Origin of the sequence: Acidovorax sp. Root217 (genome assembly GCF_001428645.1) — a bacterium.
Lineage (GTDB): Bacteria > Pseudomonadota > Gammaproteobacteria > Burkholderiales > Burkholderiaceae_C > Acidovorax.
The window spans coordinates 117,711-138,732 of record NZ_LMIH01000027.1 but is presented as its reverse complement, the minus strand read 5'-3'; the positions used below and the strand labels follow the sequence as shown (position 1 = coordinate 138,732).

Annotated in this window: 19 protein-coding genes; 7 read left to right on the top strand and 12 right to left on the bottom strand. The window is 65.5% G+C overall.

Features of this window, described 5'->3' with window-relative positions; all coding sequences use genetic code 11:
• Positions 1-43 precede the first annotated feature (43 nt).
• From ASE31_RS23935 to ASE31_RS23910, 6 genes are all read left to right on the top strand, one after another.
• Positions 44-979, top strand: coding sequence for a hydroxymethylglutaryl-CoA lyase (locus tag ASE31_RS23935; protein ID WP_057204387.1), 936 nt, complete (start codon positions 44-46; stop codon positions 977-979).
• Positions 972-2,174 carry a CaiB/BaiF CoA-transferase family protein gene (locus ASE31_RS23930; protein WP_057204385.1) on the top strand — a complete coding sequence of 401 codons (1,203 nt, stop codon included), beginning with the start codon at positions 972-974 and terminating at the stop codon, positions 2,172-2,174. The genes ASE31_RS23935 and ASE31_RS23930 overlap by 8 nt, the downstream gene beginning before the upstream one ends.
• A 297-nt stretch (positions 2,175-2,471) precedes the next feature.
• Positions 2,472-2,822 (top strand): molybdopterin-dependent oxidoreductase, encoded by a 351-nt coding sequence (locus ASE31_RS23925; protein ID WP_369819490.1) that lies wholly within the window; start codon positions 2,472-2,474, stop codon positions 2,820-2,822.
• 173 nt (positions 2,823-2,995) lie between these two features.
• Positions 2,996-6,022: a response regulator gene (locus tag ASE31_RS23920; protein WP_082604337.1), complete on the top strand. Its 3,027-nt coding sequence runs from the start codon at positions 2,996-2,998 to the stop codon at positions 6,020-6,022.
• On the top strand, positions 6,019-7,209 hold the full coding sequence (locus ASE31_RS23915; RefSeq protein WP_057204381.1) for a two-component system response regulator: 1,191 nt from the start codon (positions 6,019-6,021) through the stop codon (positions 7,207-7,209). Before ASE31_RS23920 ends, ASE31_RS23915 begins: the two co-directional genes overlap by 4 nt.
• A 3-nt stretch (positions 7,210-7,212) precedes the next feature.
• Positions 7,213-8,145 carry a response regulator gene (locus ASE31_RS23910; RefSeq protein WP_057204379.1) on the top strand — a complete coding sequence of 311 codons (933 nt, stop codon included), beginning with the start codon at positions 7,213-7,215 and terminating at the stop codon, positions 8,143-8,145.
• 125 nt (positions 8,146-8,270) lie between these two features.
• Here the strand turns inward: ASE31_RS23910 and ASE31_RS31905 are convergent, their stop codons facing one another.
• The 12 genes from ASE31_RS31905 to scpA all read right to left on the bottom strand — a co-directional run bounded on the left by ASE31_RS31905 (position 8,271) and on the right by scpA (position 20,272).
• Positions 8,271-8,912 (bottom strand): hypothetical protein, encoded by a 642-nt coding sequence (locus ASE31_RS31905; protein WP_157412634.1) that lies wholly within the window; start codon positions 8,910-8,912, stop codon positions 8,271-8,273.
• A gap of 329 nt (positions 8,913-9,241) precedes the next feature.
• The gene (gene bioB, locus ASE31_RS23905) at positions 9,242-10,276 is read right to left on the bottom strand and encodes a biotin synthase BioB (protein ID WP_057204377.1); all 1,035 of its coding nucleotides are present in this window, start codon (positions 10,274-10,276) and stop codon (positions 9,242-9,244) included.
• Positions 10,277-10,607: 331 nt separating this feature from the next.
• Positions 10,608-10,997, bottom strand: coding sequence for a hypothetical protein (locus tag ASE31_RS23900; RefSeq protein ID WP_057204375.1), 390 nt, complete (start codon positions 10,995-10,997; stop codon positions 10,608-10,610).
• 94 nt (positions 10,998-11,091) lie between these two features.
• Positions 11,092-11,436 (bottom strand): hypothetical protein, encoded by a 345-nt coding sequence (locus ASE31_RS23895; protein WP_235514745.1) that lies wholly within the window; start codon positions 11,434-11,436, stop codon positions 11,092-11,094.
• 23 nt (positions 11,437-11,459) lie between these two features.
• On the bottom strand, positions 11,460-11,933 hold the full coding sequence (locus tag ASE31_RS23890; protein ID WP_057204372.1) for a VOC family protein: 474 nt from the start codon (positions 11,931-11,933) through the stop codon (positions 11,460-11,462).
• Positions 11,934-11,963: 30 nt separating this feature from the next.
• Complete coding sequence (locus tag ASE31_RS23885; protein ID WP_369819489.1) at positions 11,964-12,635, bottom strand: YdcF family protein; 672 nt, start codon at positions 12,633-12,635, stop codon at positions 11,964-11,966.
• Entirely contained in the window at positions 12,614-12,763 is a 150-nt protein-coding gene (locus ASE31_RS33175; RefSeq protein ID WP_369819488.1) for a hypothetical protein, read from the bottom strand. Before ASE31_RS33175 ends, ASE31_RS23885 begins: the two co-directional genes overlap by 22 nt.
• 19 nt (positions 12,764-12,782) lie before the next feature.
• Entirely contained in the window at positions 12,783-14,831 is a 2,049-nt protein-coding gene (locus ASE31_RS23880) for an acetyl/propionyl/methylcrotonyl-CoA carboxylase subunit alpha (RefSeq protein WP_057204369.1), read from the bottom strand.
• Positions 14,832-14,986: 155 nt separating this feature from the next.
• Complete coding sequence (locus ASE31_RS23875; RefSeq protein WP_057204367.1) at positions 14,987-16,519, bottom strand: acyl-CoA carboxylase subunit beta; 1,533 nt, start codon at positions 16,517-16,519, stop codon at positions 14,987-14,989.
• Positions 16,520-16,555: 36 nt separating this feature from the next.
• Entirely contained in the window at positions 16,556-17,602 is a 1,047-nt protein-coding gene (gene meaB / locus ASE31_RS23870) for a methylmalonyl Co-A mutase-associated GTPase MeaB (RefSeq protein WP_057204366.1), read from the bottom strand.
• Positions 17,599-18,063 (bottom strand): GNAT family N-acetyltransferase, encoded by a 465-nt coding sequence (locus ASE31_RS23865; RefSeq protein ID WP_057204364.1) that lies wholly within the window; start codon positions 18,061-18,063, stop codon positions 17,599-17,601. Before ASE31_RS23865 ends, meaB begins: the two co-directional genes overlap by 4 nt.
• Before the next feature lie 37 nt (positions 18,064-18,100).
• Entirely contained in the window at positions 18,101-20,272 is a 2,172-nt protein-coding gene (gene scpA / locus ASE31_RS23860) for a methylmalonyl-CoA mutase (protein WP_057204362.1), read from the bottom strand.
• A 118-nt stretch (positions 20,273-20,390) separates the two neighbouring features.
• Between scpA and ASE31_RS23855 the strand changes: the two genes are divergently transcribed.
• Positions 20,391-21,022 (top strand): GntR family transcriptional regulator (locus ASE31_RS23855; RefSeq protein WP_057204360.1); only part of this gene is annotated, 632 nt, incomplete at its 3' end.

Genomic DNA, 21,022 nt, shown 5'->3' with positions numbered 1-21,022 from the left:
ACAGATTGAAGTTCTTTCTTATAGAACACTACAGGAGACCCCGGTGCCCCATGCTTTCGATGTTCTGATCAGCGAGGTCGGCCCGCGCGATGGCCTGCAGTCCGTGAAGGCGACCATGGCCACGGCCGACAAGCTGCGCTGGATCGACGCGCTCTACGCCGCAGGCGTGCGCGAGATCGAAGTGGCGTCCTTTGTGCCCGCCCGGCTGCTGCCGCAGATGGCCGACGCGGCCGAGGTGGTGCGCCACGCCATCACCCTGCCCGGCCTCACGGTGATGGCCTTGGTGCCCAACCGCAAGGGCGCGCAGGCGGCACTGGACGCGGGGGTACACAAGCTCACCATGCCCGTGTCGGCGAGTGCGGCCCATTCGCTGGCCAATGTGCGCAAGACGCGCGAGGAGATGGTCGAGGAAGTGCGCGCCATTGCCGACCTGCGCCGCGACATCGCCCCGCATGTGAAGCTGGAAGCCGGCATTTCCACCGCCTTCGGCTGCACCCTGCAAGGCCTGGTGCCCGAGGACGAGGTGATCTGGCTGGCGGCCCAGTGCGTCGAGGCCGGTGCCGACGAGTCGGGCCTGTCGGACACCGTGGGCTATGCCAACCCGGCGCAGGTGCGCCGGCTGTTCAAGCGCCTGCGTGCCGAACTGGGTGACAAGGCCGGCGCCGCGCACATGCACAACACCCGCGGCCTGGGCCTGGCGAACTGCCTGGCGGCGTATGAGGAAGGCGTGCGCACCTTCGATGCCTCCCTGGGCGGCCTGGGCGGCTGCCCCTATGCGCCAGGCGCTTCGGGCAATGTGGTCACCGAAGATCTGGTGTTCATGTTCGAGGCCAGCGGCATCACCACCGGCATCGACCTGCAGCGGCTGATGGACGCCCGCGCACCGCTGGTGGCCGGCCTGCCTGGCGAGCCTGTCTATGGAATGACACCCGAAGCCGGCCTGCCCAAGGGCTTTGTGCAGGGAGCCCGCCATGTCTGAGGCCGTGCAGAACGACAAGCCCCTGCCCTACGCCGGCATCCGCGTGGTGGAGTTCACCCACATGGTCATGGGCCCCACCTGCGGCATGGTACTGGCCGACCTGGGCGCCGAGGTGATCAAGGTCGAGCCCATCGAGGGCGACAGCACGCGCCACCTGCTGGGCTCGGGCGCGGGGTTCTTCCCGACCTTCAACCGCAACAAGAAGAGCATCGCGCTCGACCTCAAGAAGCCCGAGGGCGTTGAGGCCGCGCTGCGCCTGATTGCCACGGCCGACATCGTGAGCGAGAACTTCAAGCCCGGCACCATGGCCAAGCTGGGGCTGGACCATGCCTCGCTCCGAAAGCTCAACCCGCGCCTGATCTACGTGAGCCACAAGGGCTTTCTGCCCGGCCCCTACGAGCAGCGCACCGCGCTCGACGAGGTGGTGCAGATGATGGGCGGCCTGGCCTACATGACCGGACGCCCGGGCGACCCGCTGCGCGCGGGCACCAGCGTGAACGACATCATGGGCGGCATGTTCGGTGCCATCGGTGCCATGGCCGCACTGCGCCAGCGCGAGCTGACCGGCGAGGGCTCGGAGGTGCAGTCAGCGCTGTTCGAGAACAACGTCTTCCTGGTGGCGCAGCACATGATGCAGTTCGCCAGCACCGGCAAGGCGGCCAACCCCATGCCCAGCCGCATCTCGGCCTGGGCCATCTACGACGTGTTCACCGTGAAGGACGGCGCGCAGATCTTCCTGGCCGCCGTGAGCGACAAGCAGTGGGCCATCTTCTGCGAGGCGCTGGGCCTGGCTGACCTGCTGGCCGACCCGCGCCTGAAAACCAACAACGAGCGTGTGCAGGCGCGCGACTGGCTGATGCCCCAGTTGCGCTCGCACCTGTCAGGGCGCAGCGCAGGTGAACTGGCGGCCATCTTCGAGGCGAACGAACTGCCATTCGCCCCGATCACCAGGCCCGAGGAGCTGTTCGACGACCCGCACCTCAACCAAAGCGGGGGCCTGGCGCCCATCCGCCTGAACAACGGCACTGAATCCAAGGTGCCGCTGCTGCCCCTCACGCTGAGCGGCATGCGCCCCGGCGTGCGTTTGCAGCCGCCGCGCGCGGGCGAGCACACGGCTGCGCTGCTGCAGGAGGTGGGCTACTCGGACGTCGAGGTGGCCGCCCTGCGGGCGCAGGGTGCCGTGGCCGGCGACTGACGGACAGGGCCACGGCACGCGGGCGTTGCCGGCGGTCATTTTGGGAGTGCATGAATGCGCGCCGGCTGTTATAACTCCACCTAGAAACGGCCGCAAAGGCTGGCGAGGGGGAACACCATGACCGATGCGAAGGGGGCCACTGGCCCGTTGTCACGCCTGGCAGCAGGCGTTCTGGTGGCGGCGTGCATGCTTTTTCAAGCCCAGGCGCAGACGCTGGAGAAGCCCGCAGGGCCTGTGGTGTTGACCCTCCAGGGGGGCGTCAGCAAAACGAATCAGGGGGAGAAGGCACAGTTCGACATGAAGATGCTCGAAAAGCTGCCCCAGAAGAGCTTCACCACCCAGACCCCCTGGTACCCCCAGCCCGTCACCTTCACCGGGCCGCTGCTGCGCGATGTGCTCGCGGCTGCGGGTGCCAAGGGCAGCAAGATCACGGCAGTGGCGCTCAACGACTACAAGACCGAGATCCCTTTCGACGATGCCACGCGCCACGATGTGATCGTGGCCCGGCTCATGAACGACCGCTCCATGCCGATCCGGGAGAAGGGCCCCCTCTTCATCGTCTTCCCCTTCGATACCAAGGCCGAATTGCGTACCGAGCTGTACTACAACCGTTCTGCCTGGCAGCTCAGCACCCTGCAGATCAGATAGTGTGCTGTCCGGCAAATAAATGCCCATAAAACCGCGTCTTTCACACCAGGGCTGCGTTGCAAATCCTCTCGATAGCTGCGGCTATCGATGCGGTTTGCGCCTTGCCCTGGCGCGAAATCCATCGGTTTTATCGCGGTCATCTATTTGCCGGACAGCGCACTAGTGGGCTCCCCATGCTGCGCAGCAAGCACCTCCTGCCCCTGATCATCGCCAGCCTGGTGGTGGTCTACGTGTCCATTGCGGCCGTCCAGTACCACCAGTACCGCAGCGTCGAAGCCGTGATGCGCCGGGGCGACGTGAACGCCCTGTGGTCCTTCCTGCAGCTCAATGTGGAGCACGAACGGCTGGACCACGCCCTGCACCAGTACGAGTTAGACCCCGAAAGCACCTCGATGGACGCGCTGCAGCTGCGCTACGACCTGTTCCTGAGCCGCTTCAGTGCACTGGAGAGCGGCACTGCGCGCACCCTCATGCAGCACGAGCCGATCTACGCCAAGGCCCTGGCAGAGCTGCAGGAATTCGTCGAAGCCGGCGACAGCTATTTTGGTTTGGCAGCCGACGTGCGAACCAGCCAGGCCAACATGCGGCTGTTGCGCGAGCGCCTGGTCGATCTGCGCGCGACGGTGCAGGAGCTGTCGCTCAACGCCTCGCGCATCTCGGCCTTGCTGGGAGACCAGCGCAACGCCGAGGTGCAGTACCAGACCCTTTTGACCACGGGGCTTACGGCGTTCCAGGCGCTTTTGACTTTTCTGCTGGCCGTGGCCATGGGCCGGCAGTTCTTGAAACGCGAAAAGGCCAAGTCGCTGGCCCTGGCCGCGCAGGCCGAGCTGGTGGAGGCCTTGAAGCGCAGCGAAGAGGTGCTCGAAGCCCGGGTGGTCCAGCGCACCGAGGAGCTGGAGCAGGCCAACGCCACCCTGCGCGAGCACGAGGACGAGCTGGAGGTGGCCCGCGCCCGTGCCGAAGACGCATCGCAGATGAAGTCGGACTTTCTGGCCAACATGAGCCACGAGATCCGCACCCCCATGAACGCCGTGATCGGCATGAGCCACCTGGCGCTCACCACCGACCTCTCGCCGCGCCAGCGCGACTATGTCGAGAAGATCCAGCGCTCGGGCCAGCACCTGCTGGGGCTGATCAATGACATTCTCGATTTCAGCAAGATAGAGGCCGGCAAGCTGGAAGTGGAAACCGTCGATTTCGGACTGCGCGGGGTGCTGGACAACGTGGCCAACCTGATCGGCGACAAGTGCTCGGCCAAGGGCCTGGAGCTGATGTTCGACGTGGACCCTGCCCTGCCCGATGACCTGCTGGGCGACCCGCTGCGCCTTGGGCAGATCCTCGTGAACTATGGCAACAATGCCGTGAAGTTCACCGACACCGGCGAGATCGTTGTGCGCGTGCTGGAGGTGGCACGCGATGCCGAGGGCCTGCTGCTGCGCTTCGAGGTGCAGGACACGGGCATCGGCCTCACGCCCGAGCAGCAGTCGCGGCTGTTCCGCTCGTTCGAGCAGGCCGACACCTCCACCACCCGCAAGTACGGCGGCACCGGGCTGGGGCTGGCCATCTCCAAGAAGCTGGCGGGCCTGATGGGCGGCGAGGTGGGCGTGGACAGCACGCCCGGCCAGGGCAGCAGCTTCTGGTTCACCGCCCGGGTGGGCCTGGGCACGCCCTCGGGGCGCCCGCTCATGCCCGAGCCCGACCTGCGCGGGCGCCGCGTGCTGGTGGTGGACGACAGCGAACAGGCACGCCAGATCCTCTCGGGCCTGCTGGCCAGCATGAGCTTTGCCGTGACCACGGCCGCCTCGGGCGAAGAAGCCATTGTTGCGGCACGCGATGCCGACGCGGCCGGCCTGCCCTGCGAGATCGCGTTTCTCGACTGGAGAATGCCGGGGCTGGATGGCTTTCAGACAGCCGCCCAACTGGCCCTGCTGCCCCACCCGCCGGTACCGGTGATCGTCACCGCGCATGGCCGCGAGGAGGTGTTCCGCGAGTTGGAGAAGGCCGGCATCGCCCTGATGCTGACCAAGCCGGTCAGCCCATCCCAGCTGTTCGACACCGCCATCCGCGCGCTGGGAGGGGTGCAGGATGCTGGCCTGGCAGGCTACGCAGCAACGCGGCGGACCACTGCGCCCGACCTCGGCCCCATACGTGGCGCCCGGGTCCTGCTGGTGGACGACAACGACCTGAACCAGCAGGTGGGCGCCGACCTGCTGGGCGACGCCGGGCTGGTGGTGGAGGTGGCCGAGAATGGCCAGGTGGCGCTGGACATGCTGCAGCAGCGCGCCGCCTACGACATCGTGCTCATGGACATGCAGATGCCGGTGATGGATGGTCTGACTGCCACGCGCCACATCCGCGAGAACCCCGACTGGCACAAGCTGCCCGTGCTGGCCATGACGGCCAATGCCATGAGCGGCGACCGCGACAGCTGCCTGGCCGCCGGCATGAACGGCCATGTGGCCAAGCCCATCGACCCCGATGAGCTGTTTTCGCAGCTCCTGCAGTGGGTGCCTGCGCGTGCCGGGGCCCCGGCCCTGGCTCCTGCTGCGTCCATATCGGCGGCGGAGCCTGCGCTCGCCCTTGAAGCCCTGGCCCGCATCGAGGGGCTGGACGCGGCCGCCGGCCTGCGCCGGGTGCTGGGCAAGCCCGCTGCCTACGAAAGCCTGTTGCGCAAGTTCGTGGCCGGCCAGGCGGCCGCAGCGCAGAACACCAGCGCCCTCCTTGCTGCCGGCCAGCGGCAGGATGCCTTGCGCTCCATGCACACCCTCAAGGGGACTGCGGGCACCATCGGCGCCGCGCCCCTGGCCCAATTGGCCGAGGCGGTGGAGCACGCGATTGCGGCCGATGCCGATGTCCAGGTGGTGAGCACGCTGCTGGAGCCGGTGGACACGGCCTGTCAGGCCCTGGTGGCAGCGTTGCGCAGCGCACTGCCCACGGAGGAGGCCGCGGCCCAGCAGGCACCGGTGGACGCCGCAGAGGCGCAGCAATTGCTCGCGCGCCTGGAGGCACTGCTGGCGGACGACGATTCGGACGCCGTGGAACTGTTCAAGGACTCGGGCCCCGCCCTCAAGGCCTTGCTTGGCCCCGTCTACGGCGAGATGAAGCGCGCGCTGGACAGCTACATCTTCACCGACGCACTGGCGCTGCTGCGTGCAGCCCCGCTGCCCCGCCCCGCGATACAAGGAGGACCCACGTCATGAGCAATCCCATGGAAACGAGCGGCAAATGCACCGTGCTGGTGGTGGACGACATGCCCGACAACCTGTCGGTGATGAGCGGCCTGCTGCGCCCGGACTACAAGGTCAAGCTGGCCAACAGCGGCGAGCGGGCCCTGCAGATCGTCGCGGGCGACGGCAAGCCCGACCTGATCCTGCTGGACATCATGATGCCCGAGATGGATGGCTACGAGGTGCTGCGCCGCCTGCAGTTCAACCCCGAGACCGAGGACATCCCGGTGATCTTCCTCACGGCCATGAGCGCGTCGGACGACGAGACGGTGGGCCTGGAGCTCGGTGCGGTGGACTACATCACCAAGCCCATCAACCCGGCCATCACCCTGGCGCGGGTGCGCAACCACCTGCTGCTCAAGCGCGCCCGCGACCTGCTGGCGCGCCAGAACCAGTACCTGGAGGAAGAAGTGGCCCGGCGCACGCGCGAGGTAGTGGAGCTGCAGGACGGCACCATTCGCGCCATGGCCTCGCTGGCGGAAACGCGCGACAATGAGACCGGCAACCACATCCGCCGCACCCAGCACTACGTGGAAGTGCTGGCACGCAAGCTGCAGCACCACCCGCGCTTCCAGGACGAGCTCACCGAGGCGGCCATCGAGATGATCTTCAAGTCGGCGCCGCTGCACGACATCGGCAAGGTGGGCATCCCGGACCGCATTCTGCTCAAACCGGGCAAGCTCACGCCCGAAGAGTTCGAAATCATGAAGACCCACACCACGCTGGGACGCGACGCCATCGTGGCTGCGGAGCGCGAGGCTTCGCAGACCAACCCCTTCTTCCGCTACGCCAAGGAGATCGCCTACAGCCACCAGGAAAAGTGGGACGGCTCGGGCTACCCCGAGGGGCTGGTGGGCAACACCATTCCCCTGTCCGCACGCTTGATGGCCGTGGCCGATGTGTACGACGCGCTGATCTCCGTGCGCGTCTACAAGGAGGCGTTTCCCCACGAGGTGGCCGTGGAAATCATCCGCGACGGCCGAGGCAGCCATTTCGACCCCGACATGGTGGACGCCTTCCTGGCGCTGTCCGAAGAGTTCCGACAAATCGCCCAGCGCTTTGCCGATGGCGAGCAGGCACTGCACGCCCAGGTAGACCGCATGGCCACGGATCTGCCCGCCGAGCACATCGAACTGACCGCACAAGACACCCCATCCTGAGACATGCATCCTTCCAAGACCACCGTGCTGCTGGCCGAAGGCGCCAGCGCCATGCGCCAGGCCCTGGCCAGCCAGCTGCAGACTTTCGGTTTCGGCCAGGTACTGCAGGCCCGTGACGGCACACGCGCCCTGCAGATGCTGCGTGCCGAACCCGTGCACGTGGTGATCTGCGACCTGGACATGCAGGGCATGGACGGCCTCACCGTGCTCGAAGCCATGCGCGCCGACCCCAAGCTGGCGGGCCTGCCCTTCATCCTGATGTCGGGCGGGCTGGACCGGGATTCGGCCGCCCGAGCCATCCGCCTGGGCATTGGCGACCTGCTGGTCAAGCCCTTTACCGTGCGCCGGCTCATCGAGCGCATGCAGCGCGTGATGCAGCGTGACGCCCAATCCCTGGTCTCCGCGCTGGCGCCCCCGCCTGCACTGGAGTCCCCCCCCGAACTTTCCACTGAACCCGAGCGCGCGACCATCCTGGTGGTGGACGATACGCCCGACAACCTGCAGCTGATCGCCGGCCTGTTCCGCGACCGCTTCAAGGTCAAGATCGCGCACAACGGCGAGAAGGCCCTGTCCATCTGCCAGTCCGACGCGCCGCCGGACCTGATATTGCTCGACGTGATGATGCCCGGCATGGACGGCTTCGAGGTGGCGCGCCGCCTGCGCGAACACCATGCCTCGGAATGCACGCCCATCATCTTCGTCACCGCGATGACCGACGAAGCCTCACGCCACCAGGGCCTGAGCCTGGGCGCCATCGACTACGTCTTCAAGCCCATCGAGCCCGAGCTGCTGCGCCTGCGGGTCAGCAACCTCATGTACTACGTGGAGCACCGCAAGCAGCTGCAGAAGGATTTTGACCAGATGCACGAGAACAGCCGGCTGCAGGCGGAGGTGGAGCGGTTGCGGGCGGAGGTAAAAGGCCTGCGGGGCGGGTGAAGGTAATGAAATAGATGCTCAACTGCCCCCTTCAAAGGCGGCGAAGACCAACATGCGTGGTGCATGCACTATTTCATGAGCTGGGCATAGTGCCATGCATTGCATGGGCGCAATGGCAAAAAATCCTATTTGCTGCAAGTGATATTTGCCGATGAAATGTAGCCAAGTTTTTTATAAATACTTTCAATCGTCGGCTTTTCCTCGATAGGCAGAGGCATTCCATCAAACCAATTGAATTGTCGACCGGCTGTTCGAAAAAATGGCTGTGGGAAATTGGCAGAACCAACCGCGTAACTTGTTTCTGGCGACAGACGCAAAATAACATCCTTGCCTATGAGTTTTCTAAGATATCGTCCCACCGGTTCATCATCTAATGATCGGAGTATGTATATTTTCTCATGGTCGCATTGATATGATTTGGCATTTTTGTTATTTGGATGAACGGACAGCAATTTAACCCCAACCACCTCGACAAAGGAGGCGCCAGATCTACCGTCGTCGTTTTCCTCATGCAAGACCAATTCCTCCATAGGTATAGGCTCACCTCTTTTCCAAAGTTTGTAGTATAAACTTTTGTCTATCCAAACAATGCGCTTGAAATGCCCCTGAAAAATGAAATCAGTGTCATTTCTCAAACTTTCTTCGATAGTGATTTGCGGGGATGTCGGAATTCCAGCGTGTACGGATCTTGTCTCGATATGAAAGCAGCAAAACGCCGATATGAAAATTAAAAAATTGGAAAATACCACTTTGATCTTAAGACTCATGTAGCACCGATCAGAAAAGGTTGGAGTCATAATAATCTCAGACGGCTTCAACATCATGTTCGCGCTGTTTGGAGACGATCATGACTTGCGCGATGGGCACTTCGGCATGGCGGTTGCGGTCTCGCGGATGCACTGCCTTATGTAGAGGCTCGCCAGCCGCGTGCGCAGTATCCTCCCGAAATTCGTCCATCACGCTCCCTCACGACAGTCGCTCTTATTAGGGAGATGCTAGCTGTCTACGGGTTGAAGCAGGTGCTTCAGAGGTTCACCTAAACGGGTGAGTTTGAAACCAAACGATTCCGCTCTCGCGCCGTCGCCAGACTTCAAATTCAGTTGAGCTCCAGCTCCCTGGCGCATGCTTGGCCGGTTGCGCAAAGGCCCAGCTTGCGCAGCAACTGCTCATCAGCCTCCACATCCGGGTTCCCCGTCACCAGCAGCTTGTCGCCATAGAAGATCGAATTGGCCCCCGCCAGGAAGCACATCGCCTGCACCGCCTCGCCCATCTGTTGGCGCCCGGCCGACAGGCGCACGCGGGCCCGGGGCATGGTGATGCGGGCCACGGCGATCATGCGCACGAAATCGAGCGGGTCGATGGGCTCGCTGTCGGCCAGCGGCGTGCCGGGCACGCGCACCAGGCTGTTGATGGGCACGGACTCGGGGTAGGGGTTGAGGTTGGCCAACTGGGCAATGAGCCCGGCGCGGTGAACGGGCGCCTCGCCCATGCCCACGATGCCGCCGCAGCACACGCTGATGCCGGCACTGCGCACATGCTGCAAGGTATCGAGCCGGTCTTGGTAGGCGCGGGTACTGACCACGTCGGTGTAGTACTCGGGGGCGGTGTCGAGGTTATGGTTGTAGTAGTCCAGCCCCGCGTCCTTGAGCGCCAGGGCCTGGTGCGATTCGAGCATGCCCAGGGTGGCGCAGGTCTGCAGGCCCAGGCCCTTGACGGCGCCGATCAGCTCGCTCACCTTTTCGATGTCGCGGTCCTTGGGGGCGCGCCAGGCGGCCCCCATGCAAAAGCGCGTGGCGCCCGCGTCCTTGGCGGCCTGGGCGGCGCGCAGCACTTCGTCCACCGCCATCAGCTTCTCGGCCTTCACGCCGGTGTCGAACTCGGCCGCCTGCGGGCAGTAGCCGCAGTTTTCGGGGCAGCCGCCGGTTTTTACCGAGAGCAGCGTGGCCAGCTCGATGTCGCCCTGGGGCCAGTGCTGGCGGTGCACGGTCTGGGCCTCGAACAGCAGGTCCATCAAGGGTTTGTCGAGCAGTGCCTGGATGGCCGCGACTGTCCATTCGCCACGCACCACCGGTGCGGAGACGGGTCGGTGCAGCTGGATCGGCTGGGGGGTGGAAAGTGCGGTGTTCACCATGGGTTCGGTCCTTTCATCAAGCGGATCAGATGCCACACAAGGCGCCACCCCTGTACCTGCGGGAGCGAAGCCTCATGTTGCTATCACCATGATTTTGAATGAGGTTTTGGTTCAAATGCACCCTCATGGGTCACAAAAAGTGCCACTGAATTCTCGCGAACAACCTCGCTCATTTACCCATGCATGAAGAGCGGCGAAGCCAGCAATTGGCAGATGTAGGTTGCATATTGAAGGCACTCGGAAATGCGTTGTCAGAACTTGCCGCCTATGTTCAGCTTCGGCATCCAACACCCATGGCAGGGCACGCCGCGTGCCTCGACGTTAGTGCAAGTTAGCGCGTTCCTGGCGCACGTTCGGCCAGCGCCAGAGCGCCCGCACCGGCCACCAGGCACAGCAAAGCCAGCACATCGGCCAGGACCACGCGCTGCAGGTGGGCGTTGAACCCGCCGGTGGACCAGGCCAGCCAGAGAAAGGAAACGACGCTGAAGCCCCCGAGGACCAGCGCCAGCCACTGCAAAGCGGGCTTGAACGCGGCCAGCACGCACACGCCACCCACGATGCCGAACAGCACGGCACGGTGGCGCATCAGGATCAGGGCGCTGGGGTCGGAGGGCGCGGCCCCATACAGACGGGCGAGGTGTTCATGCCCGAGTACGCCCGACAAGGGGATCAGATGGATGACGCCCACGACCAGCAAGGCCAAGGTGGTGAGGATACGCATGGGGCACAACTCCAGAAAGGGACGGAATGTCCCCGTTGTATCCCTCATCGGCATGTGGATCCATGACCCGCCAGGTCATGGGCGCACTGCTGGGTCAGCGCTTGAGCAGTTTCTCCAGCGCCTGGCGGATGGCGCCCGGCTTGTCCGCCGTGCCCTCGAAGGCAGCGCAGCTCGGGGCGCGCTCCACCTCGGGGCCGCGTGCGCCCGTCTGCGAGAACAGGCGTTCGCAGTCGCAGCGCAGCCGCGCCAGGGTCTGCCGGGTGCGGCGGTTCTTCACCTCGGCCACCCAGCAGCTGTCGGCGCAGCCGCAGGAGCGGTATTCCAGCGTTTCGCCAGCGTGCCCCCAGTCGAGTGGGGAGGTGCCTGTGCCACCTGAGGCCCAGAGGGTGGGACTTGCCAGCGCAAACAGCAGCGCTGCTGCGCTCCGGGCTCGCCCCATGAAGGCCATCGGCTGCAGCGGGCTCAGCCCAGTGCGGCGATCACTTCGGCCGGCGCCTGCACCAGCTCGATCAGCACGCCCTCGCCCGCAATCGGGAACTCGTCGTTGCTCTTGGGGTGCAAGAAGGTGATGTCAAAGCCCGCAGCCCCCTTGCGGATGCCGCCCGGCGCAAAGCGCACGCCCTTGGCGGTGAGCCATTCCACCGCTTTTGGCAGGTCGTCGATCCACAGACCGATGTGGTTGAGCGGCGTGGTGTGCACGGCGGGCTTCTTGTCGATGTCGAGCGGTTGCATGAGGTCCACCTCGACCTTCCAGGCGCCCTGCCCCATGGCCAGAATGTCCTCGTCCACGTTCTCGCGCTCGCTCTGGAAGGTGCCCGTCTGCGTGAGGCCCAGCATGTCAACCCACAGGGTCTTCATGCGCGCCTTGTCGGTGCCGCCGATGGCGACCTGCTGGATGCCCAGGACTTTGAAGGGGCGGGAGACGGCGGTATTCATGGCAGATCTTTCAAGAACAAGGGAATGGTTTCAGACTTCACCGAGGATCCAGCTGCTGGCCGTGGCAAAGTATTCGCGCAGCCAGGCGTTGTAGCGCAGGTAGAGCGGCGTGGGGGCCCCCGCCACCACGGATTGCGTGTAACCGATCTTGCGGGCGATGCGCTGGGCACGCACGGTGTGGAAGTCGCTGGTGACCACGGCCATGGGGCTGGTGAGTCCCAGGCCCTTGGCCTGCAGCAGCGGCAGGCTGTAGCGCAGGTTCAGCTCGGTGCTGGTACTGCGCTCTTCCTGCAGGATGCGCTCGGCGGCCATGCCCTGGGCGCGCAGGTAGTCGCCCATGATGCGGCCTTCGCTCGCGGTTTCGCCGAAATCCACCCCGCCCGACACCACGACCCAGGCGGCGGGATGGGCGGCGGCCAGCTCGCGCGCCTTGTCCAGCCGCGCCCGCAAGGCCGGCGAGGGCTGGCCGTTGGGCGTGCCGCTGCCCAGCACGATGATAGCCTTCAGGGGCACATCGCCCGCCGCAGCGTTGAAAGCCTGCACTTGGCCGGCCAGCGCATTCCAGAACAGGGCGACGCTGGCAACCCAGGCCAGAAACAGCAGCCAGCCCGCGCGCCACGCGCGCCGCGTCCACCCTGCCCGACCCAATCGGGCCTGCAGCGGGTGCCAGCCCCAGGCGATCAGGCACAGGGCCAGCCCCAATGCAAGCCCATGGACATCAGCACCAGGCCATCGGCCAGCAGCACGGCGCCCGCCAGCAGGCAGGCCAGGCGCAGCAGCGGCCAGCGCTCGCGTGGTCTGCTCGACCACTCATCCACCGTCACGAACACGGTTATGCGCGCCCTGGGTTCACACGAATTCCAGGATGACCTGGTCCACGGCCAGCGATTCGCCCTTGCCGGCGACGATCTTGCCCACCACGCCATCCTGCGCGGCAAAGAGGATGTTCTCCATCTTCATGGCCTCGATCACGGCCAGCTTCTCGCCGGCCTGCACCTTCTGGCCGGGCTGCACGGCCACGTCCACCAGCAGGCCGGGCATGGGCGAGAGCAAGAAGCGGCTCAGGTCCGGCGGCGCCTTGAAGGGCATGAGCTGGTGCAGGCGCGCACCCAGAGGCGAAAGCACCAGTGCATCGATCTGCGTGCCGTTGTGCGCGATGCGCAGCGCCAGCGGGTTCTTGCCCGGGCCGCGCTCGACCTGGGCGGTGAAGCCCAGGCCATTGCACTGCCCCTGCACGCGCACCTGGCCCAGCGTGGCCGAGCTGCTGATCTTGTAGCTCTTGTCTTCCACCATCACCGCGCTGGAGCCGGACTTGTCCTCGAAGTCCGTCACCGACACTTCGTGGTGGATGTTCTTGCCTTCGGCGCCCAGCGTGACCACGACGAACTGCTCGCCCACCTTCACCTCGTGGCCCGCCAGTTGGCCGCTGATGCCCGAGGCGCGCGCGCGGTAGCGGCGGTTCATGTAGGCAGCCAGCGCCACCAGGAACAGCGGGTCTTCGTGCGGCACGTCTTCCGCCGCAAAGCCCTGGCTGTAGTTCTCGGCGATGAAGCCGGTGTTGAAGTCGCCCGAGACGAATTTGGGGTGCGCCAGCAGCGCTGCCTGGAAGGGGATGTTGCTGCTGATGCCGCGGATCACGAAGCCGTTGAGCGCCGCGCGCATCTTGTGGATGGCATCGTCGCGGTCGGTGCCGTGCACGATGAGCTTGGCGATCATCGAGTCGTAGAACATCGGGATCTCGCCGCCCTCGTACACGCCGGTGTCTACGCGCACGCCCAGCTTTTTGGCCGTGTCGGACTGGAACATCGATTCTTCCGGCGGCTGAAAGCGCACCAGGCGCCCCGTGCTGGGCAGGAAGTTGCGGAACGGGTCTTCGGCGTTGATGCGGCACTCGATGGCCCAGCCGTCGCGCTTCACGTCGGCCTGGGTCAGCGGCAGCGGCTCGCCAGCGGCCACGCGGATCATCAGCTCCACCAGGTCCAGGCCGGTGATGCACTCGGTCACCGGGTGCTCCACCTGCAGGCGGGTGTTCATCTCCAAAAAGTAGAAGTCCTGGTCCTTGCCGACCACGAACTCCACCGTGCCGGCGCTCTGGTACTTCACGGCCTTGGCCAGCTGCACCGCTTGCTCGCCCATGGCCTTGCGCGTGGCATCGGTGATGAAGGGCGATGGCGCCTCTTCGATCACCTTCTGGTGGCGGCGCTGGATGGAGCACTCGCGCTCATTCAGGTAGATCACGTTGCCCTGGCTGTCGCCCAGCACCTGGATCTCGATGTGGCGCGGCTGCTGCACGAACTTCTCGATGAAGATGCGGTCGTCGCCAAAGCTGTTGCGTGCCTCGTTCTGGCAGCTGGTGAAGCCTTCGAAGGCCTCCTTGTCGTTGAAGGCCACGCGCAGGCCCTTGCCGCCGCCGCCGGCCGAGGCCTTGATCATGACGGGGTAGCCGATGCCCTTGGCGATCTCCACCGCCTGCTCGGGGCCGCTGATGGCGTCGTTGTAGCCCGGGATGGTGTTGACCTTGGCCTCGTTGGCCAACTTCTTGGAGGCAATCTTGTCGCCCATGGCCGCAATCGAATGCGCCTTCGGGCCGATGAAGGCGATGCCCTCGTCCTCGCAGCGCTTGGCGAAGGCCTCGTTCTCCGACAGGAAACCGTAGCCCGGGTGGATGGCCTGCGCGCCGGTCTGTTTGGCCGCCGCAATGATCCTGTCGGCCAGCAGGTAGCTCTCGCGGCTTGGTGCCGCGCCGATGTGCACGGCCTCGTCGGCCAGCTTCACGTGGCGGGCCTCCTTGTCGGCGTCGGAGTACACGGCCACGGTGGCGATGCCGATTTTCTTCGCGGTGGCAATGACCCGGCACGCGATTTCGCCCCGGTTGGCGATCAATATTTTGGTAAACATAGCGATCTTCTTTTCTAAAAGTACGACCCGGAACTGGTTGGGTTAGGTGCTGGCACAGCCCAGCGAAGCGGTTGAGGAGAGGCGCCGGGCCGCAGGCAGTAGCAGCGCTACGACCAGGCTCGGCAACGACGCCTCAAGGGCTGTGGCAGTGCCGCTCAGAGAGGAATGTTGCCGTGCTTGCGCCATGGGTTCTCAAGCTTCTTGTCGCGCAGCATGACCAGGCTGCGGCAGATGCGCTTGCGCGTTTCGTGCGGCAGGATCACGTCGTCGATGAAGCCGCGCGCGCTGGCCACGAAGGGGTTGGCAAAGCGCTCCTTGTACTCGGCTTCGCGCGCAGCCAGCTTCACCGGGTCGTTCTTGTCCTCGCGGAAGATGATCTCCACCGCGCCCTTGGCGCCCATCACGGCGATTTCGGCGTTGGGCCAGGCCAGGTTCACGTCGCCGCGCAGGTGCTTGGAGCTCATCACGTCGTAGGCGCCGCCATAGGCCTTGCGCGTGATGACGGTGATCTTGGGCACGGTGCACTCGGCATACGCATACAGCAGCTTGGCGCCGTGCTTGATGATGCCGCCGTACTCCTGGCTGGTGCCGGGCATGAAGCCGGGCACGTCCACGAAGGTGACCACGGGGATGTTGAAGGCATCGCAAAAGCGCACGAAGCGCGCGGCCTTGATGGAGCTCTTGATGTCCAGGCAGCCTGCCAGCACCAGCGGCTGGTTGGCGACGATGCCCACGGTCTGGCCTTCCATGCGCGCCAGGCCGATCACGATGTTCTTGGCGTAGTCGGGCTGCAGCTCGAAGAAGTCGCCGTCGTCCACCACCTTGGCGATCAGCTCCTTCATGTCGTAGGGCTTGTTGGCGTTCTCGGGCACCAGGGTGTCCAGGCTGCGGTCCATGCGGTCGGCCGGGTCGTTGCTCGGGCGCACGGGCGCCTTTTCGCGGTTGTTCAGCGGCAGGTAGTTGTAAAGGCGGCGCAGCATCATCAGCGCCTCCACGTCGTTCTCGAAGGCCATGTCGGCCACGCCGCTGCGCGTGGTGTGGGTGCCGGCGCCGCCCAATTCCTCGGCGGTGACTTCCTCGTGCGTCACGGTCTTGACCACCTCGGGGCCGGTCACGAACATGTAGCTCGAATCCTTGACCATGAAGATGAAGTCCGTCATGGCCGGCGAGTACACGGCGCCGCCGGCGCAGGGGCCCATGATCATGCTGATCTGCGGGATCACGCCGCTGGCCAGCACGTTCTTCTGGAACACGTCGGCATAGCCGCCCAGGGAGGCCACGCCCTCCTGGATGCGCGCGCCGCCCGAGTCGTTGATGCCGATCACCGGGGCGCCGACCTTCATGGCCTGGTCCATCACCTTGCAGATCTTTTCGGCATGCGTCTCGCTCAGCGCGCCGCCGAAGACGGTGAAGTCCTGGCTGAAGACGAACACCAGGCGGCCATTGATCATGCCGTAGCCGGTGACCACGCCGTCGCCGGGGATCTTGTTGTCCTCCATGCCGAAGTCGGTGCAGCGGTGCTCGACGAACATGTCCCACTCTTCGAAGGTGTTGTCGTCCAGCAGCAGCTCAATGCGCTCGCGCGCCGTGAGCTTGCCCTTGGCGTGCTGCGCATCGATGCGCTTTTGCCCGCCGCCCAGGCGCGCCAGGGCGCGCTTCTTCTCCAGTTGCTCCAGGATGTCTTGCATGGTCGCTCTTTCGGTGAAATGGCTGTGGTTGTCTATCTAGGGTGTAGGGGTATGGGATGCTGCCAGCAGGGTGCGCGCAGCAGTGGATGCCGCGATGCGCCCCGCGGCCACGTCGGTCTGCAGCGCGGGCAGCAGGCCGCGCACCTGCGGATGCTGGCGAAACGCCTGCTTGAGCCCGGCGTCGATGCGCTCCCACATCCAGGCCAGCGACTGCTTTTCGCGGCGCAGGGCCAGGCGGCCGTTGTCGGTCTGCTGGGTGCGGAACTGGGTGACGGCATCCCAGAAGCCGTCCACGCCCTGCCCCAGCAGCGCGCTGATCTGCACCACGCGCGGCTGCCACAGGGCCCCGTGCGTGGCATGGTCGGGGTTGCCGTGCATGCCCAGGAGGCGTAGGCTGGAGGTGATCTGCGCCTGGGCCCGGGTGGCGGCATTCTTGTCGATGTCGGCCTTGTTGATGGCCACCAGGTCGGCGATTTCCATCACCCCCTTCTTGATGGCCTGCAGGTCGTCGCCCGCATTGGGCAACTGCAGCAGCACGAACATGTCGGTCATGCCGGCCACGGCGATCTCGCTCTGGCCCACGCCCACGGTCTCGACCATCACCACGTCGTAGCCTGCGGCCTCGCAGACCAGCATGGCCTCGCGCGTCTTTTCGGCCACGCCGCCCAGCGTGCCGCTCGACGGGCTGGGGCGGATGTAGGCCTCCTCGCGCATCGACAACTGCTCCATGCGCGTCTTGTCGCCCAGAATGGAGCCGCCCGAGACGGTGCTCGACGGGTCGATGGTGAGCACCGCCACGCGGTGGCCCCGGCCGATGAGGAACAGCCCCAGCGCCTCGATGAAGGTGGACTTGCCCACCCCCGGCACGCCGCTGATGCCCAGGCGGAAGGCCTTGCCCGTGTACGGCAGCAGAGCGGTGAGCAATTCGTCTCCCTGCGCGCGGTGGTCGGCACGGGTGGATTCGAGCAGGGTGATGGCCTTGGCCATGGCGCGGCGCTGCACGGGCTGGGTGCCGTGCAGAATGCCATCGAACCATGTGCTGGAAGGAGGCTTCAGGTCGGCCAAAGGCAGGGGCACGTTCATTCCACAGCCTCCCCGGCCCGCCACTCGTAGTGCACGTCCACATCCTCGTCGCCGGTCTGCACGAAGCCGTGGCGCAGGTAGAAGCGGTTGGCATTGCTGTGCTTGAGCGCCGTCACGCGCAGCACGGCGCCTTCGCGGCGCGCACGGTCTTGCACGCTGGCCAGCACCGCCGCGCCGATGCCGCTGCCCTGCCAGTCGGGGTGCAGGTACAGATGCTGCAGCCGCAGGGTTCCCGCCCCCTCGGGCAGCACGGTGACAAAGCCCATGCGCTGGCCACCGGGCGAGGCCAGATGCTGCATGTGCTCCGGGGTGAAGGCAGCGCGCAGGCGCTCACGCGAGCGCTCGGGCGTGTAGCGGCCCACGCGCTCCAGGCTTTCACGCATGGCGGCGGTGCGCAGCGCCAGCATGGGCTCGAAGTCGTCTTCGGCAACGGGGTGCAGCACGAACACGGACGCGCTCATCGGTCGATCTCCGTACGGCCCCTGGTCTGGCGCACGCTCATGCGGCAATGGCCTTGCGGATCTGTTCGAGCACGTCCTTGGCGCTGGCCGGGATGGGCGTGCCCGGTCCGTAGACGCCCTTGACGCCTGCCTCGTACAGAAAATCGTAGTCCTGCGCCGGGATCACGCCGCCGACGAAGACGATGATGTCGTCCGCCCCCTGGTCCTTGAGCGACTGGATGATGGCCGGCACCAGGGTCTTGTGGCCGGCGGCCAGCGTGCTCACGCCCACGGCGTGCACGTCGTTCTCGATGGCCTGGCGCGCGCATTCCTCGGGGGTCTGGAACAGCGGGCCCATGTCCACGTCGAAGCCCAGGTCGGCAAAGGCCGTGGCCACCACCTTGGCGCCGCGGTCGTGGCCGTCCTGGCCGAGCTTGGCGATCATCACGCGCGGGCGGCGGCCTTCGGCCTCGGCAAAATCGCTGATCTCGCTCTTGAGCTTGTCCCAGCCCTCGGCCGAGTCATAGGCGGCAGCGTACACACCGGTCACCTTTTGCGTATCGGCGCGGTGGCGCCCGTAGATCTTTTCGAGCGCGTCCGACACCTCGCCCACCGTGGCGCGCAGGCGCACGGCCTTGATGGCCAGGTCCAGCAGGTTGCCCTCGCCGGTTTCGGCAGCCGAGGTGAGCACGTCGAGCGCCTCCTGCACCTTGGCCGTGTCGCGCTTGGCGCGGATGTCCTTGAGGCGCGCGATCTGGCCGTCGCGCACCATCACGTTGTCGATCTGCAGGATGTCGACCGGGTCTTCCTTCTTGAGCTTGTACTTGTTGACGCCGACGATCACGTCCTTGCCGCTGTCGATGCGCGCCTGCTTCTCGGCGGCGGCGGCCTCGATCTTGAGCTTGGCCCAGCCGCTGTCCACGGCCTGCGTCATGCCGCCCATGGCCTCGACCTCTTCGATGATCTTCCAGGCGGCATCCATCATGTCCTGCGTGAGCTTTTCCATCATGTAGCTGCCGGCCCAGGGGTCGACCACGTTGGTGATGTGCGTCTCTTCCTGGATGATGAGCTGCGTGTTGCGCGCGATGCGCGAGGAGAACTCGGTGGGCAGCGCTATGGCCTCGTCGAGCGCATTGGTGTGCAGGCTCTGCGTGCCGCCGAACACCGCCGCCATGGCCTCGATGGTGGTGCGCACGATGTTGTTGTAGGGGTCCTGCTCGGTCAGGCTCCAGCCGCTGGTCTGGCAGTGGGTGCGCAGCATCAGGCTCTTGGGGTTCTTGGCGCCCGTCTCCTTCATGATGCGGCACCACAGCAGGCGCGCCGCGCGCATCTTGGCCACTTCGAGGTAGAAGTTCATGCCGATGGCCCAGAAGAACGACAGCCGGCCGGCGAACTCGTCCACGTCCAGGCCCGAGGCGATGGCCGTCTTCACGTACTCCTTGCCATCGGCCAGCGTGAAGGCCAGCTCCAGCGCCTGGTTGGCGCCCGCCTCCTGCATGTGGTAGCCGGAGATGGAGATGGAGTTGAACTTCGGCATGTTGCGTGCCGTGTAGCCGATGATGTCGCCGATGATGCGCATGCTCGGCTTGGGCGGGTAGATGTAGGTGTTGCGCACCATGAACTCTTTCAGAATGTCGTTCTGAATGGTTCCGCTCAGTTGGTCCTGCGACACACCCTGCTCTTCCGCCGCCACCACATAGCCGGCCAGCACCGGCAGCACGGCGCCGTTCATGGTCATCGAGACGGACACCTTGTCCAGCGGGATCTGGTCGAACAGGATCTTCATGTCCTCCACCGAATCGATGGCCACGCCGGCCTTGCCCACGTCGCCGGTGACGCGCGGGTGGTCGCTGTCGTAGCCGCGGTGGGTGGCCAGGTCGAAGGCCACGCTCACGCCCTGCCCGCCGGCGGCCAGCGCCTTGCGGTAGAAGGCGTTGGATTCCTCGGCCGTGGAAAAGCCCGCGTACTGGCGGATGGTCCAGGGCCGCACCGCGTACATGGTGGCCTGGGGGCCGCGCAGGTAGGGCTCGAAGCCCGGCAAGGTGTTGGCGTACTGCAGGTCGGCCGTATCGGCCGCCGTGTACAGCGGCTTGACGGTGATGCCGTCGGGGGTGACCCAGTTCAGCGCATTGACATCGCCACCCGGCGCCGACTTGGCAGCGGCTTTCGCCCAGTCCTCGAGCGAGGAGGCAGCGAATTCAGGGGGGCTGTTGGGGGGCGTGGCACTCATGGCGAAGCGGTCTCCGAGGAAGCGTTGGACGTTGTCAGGGCTGTTCCCGATGTGGCGGCAAGTTTACATCATTCATAATTATTGATTCAAAATATTCTTCGCAGCTTACAATCCACCCATGTCTGCATTGACCCTCACGCCCCGCGCCCTGTACGAAGAAGTGGCTGAGCAACTGCGCCAGCGCATCTTCCGCCGCGAGCTGGAGCCCGGCAGCTGGATCGATGAGCTCAAGATCGCCGAGGAATTCGGCATCAGCCGCACGCCCCTGCGCGAGGCGCTCAAGGTGCTGGCCGCCGAAGGCCTGGTCACGATGAAGGTGCGCCGTGGCGCCTATGTGACCGAGATGTCGGACAAGGACCTGCGCGACGTCTACCACCTGCTCAGCCTGCTGGAGAGCGACGCCGCTGCGGTGGTAGCCACCACCGCCACCCCGGCCCAGTTGCACGAGTTGCAGGCTCTGCATGCCGAGCTGGAGGCCGCAGCCGGCGAGCGCGAGCGCTTCTTTGCCGTGAACGAGCGCTTTCACATGCGGGTGCTGGAGCTGGCCGACAACCGCTGGCGCAGCCAGATGGTGGCCGACCTGCGCAAGGTGATGAAGCTCAACCGCCACAACTCGCTGCTCAAGCAGGGGCGCATCGAGGATTCGCTGAGCGAACACCGTGCGGTAATGGCCGCCCTGGCCCGGCGCGATGGCGCCGCCACGGCCCAGGCCATGCAGGCCCACTTCGCCCAGGGGCTGGAAGCAGCGGC

Bases quoted from the DNA above. Each gene is read 5' to 3' on its own strand.
- ASE31_RS23930 (WP_057204385.1), top strand. From the start codon at position 972: ATGTCTGAGGCCGTGCAGAACGACAAGCCCCTGCCCTACGCCGGCATC.
- ASE31_RS23925 (WP_369819490.1), top strand. From the start codon at position 2,472: ATGAAGATGCTCGAAAAGCTGCCCCAGAAGAGCTTCACCACCCAGACC.
- ASE31_RS23920 (WP_082604337.1), top strand. From the start codon at position 2,996: ATGCTGCGCAGCAAGCACCTCCTGCCCCTGATCATCGCCAGCCTGGTG.
- ASE31_RS23915 (WP_057204381.1), top strand. From the start codon at position 6,019: ATGAGCAATCCCATGGAAACGAGCGGCAAATGCACCGTGCTGGTGGTG.
- ASE31_RS23910 (WP_057204379.1), top strand. From the start codon at position 7,213: ATGCATCCTTCCAAGACCACCGTGCTGCTGGCCGAAGGCGCCAGCGCC.
- ASE31_RS31905 (WP_157412634.1), bottom strand. From the start codon at position 8,912: ATGAGTCTTAAGATCAAAGTGGTATTTTCCAATTTTTTAATTTTCATA.
- bioB (WP_057204377.1), bottom strand. From the start codon at position 10,276: ATGGTGAACACCGCACTTTCCACCCCCCAGCCGATCCAGCTGCACCGA.
- ASE31_RS23900 (WP_057204375.1), bottom strand. From the start codon at position 10,997: ATGCGTATCCTCACCACCTTGGCCTTGCTGGTCGTGGGCGTCATCCAT.
- ASE31_RS23895 (WP_235514745.1), bottom strand. From the start codon at position 11,436: ATGGGGCGAGCCCGGAGCGCAGCAGCGCTGCTGTTTGCGCTGGCAAGT.
- ASE31_RS23890 (WP_057204372.1), bottom strand. From the start codon at position 11,933: ATGAATACCGCCGTCTCCCGCCCCTTCAAAGTCCTGGGCATCCAGCAG.
- ASE31_RS23880 (WP_057204369.1), bottom strand. From the start codon at position 14,831: ATGTTTACCAAAATATTGATCGCCAACCGGGGCGAAATCGCGTGCCGG.
- ASE31_RS23875 (WP_057204367.1), bottom strand. From the start codon at position 16,519: ATGCAAGACATCCTGGAGCAACTGGAGAAGAAGCGCGCCCTGGCGCGC.
- meaB (WP_057204366.1), bottom strand. From the start codon at position 17,602: ATGAACGTGCCCCTGCCTTTGGCCGACCTGAAGCCTCCTTCCAGCACA.
- ASE31_RS23865 (WP_057204364.1), bottom strand. From the start codon at position 18,063: ATGAGCGCGTCCGTGTTCGTGCTGCACCCCGTTGCCGAAGACGACTTC.
- scpA (WP_057204362.1), bottom strand. From the start codon at position 20,272: ATGAGTGCCACGCCCCCCAACAGCCCCCCTGAATTCGCTGCCTCCTCG.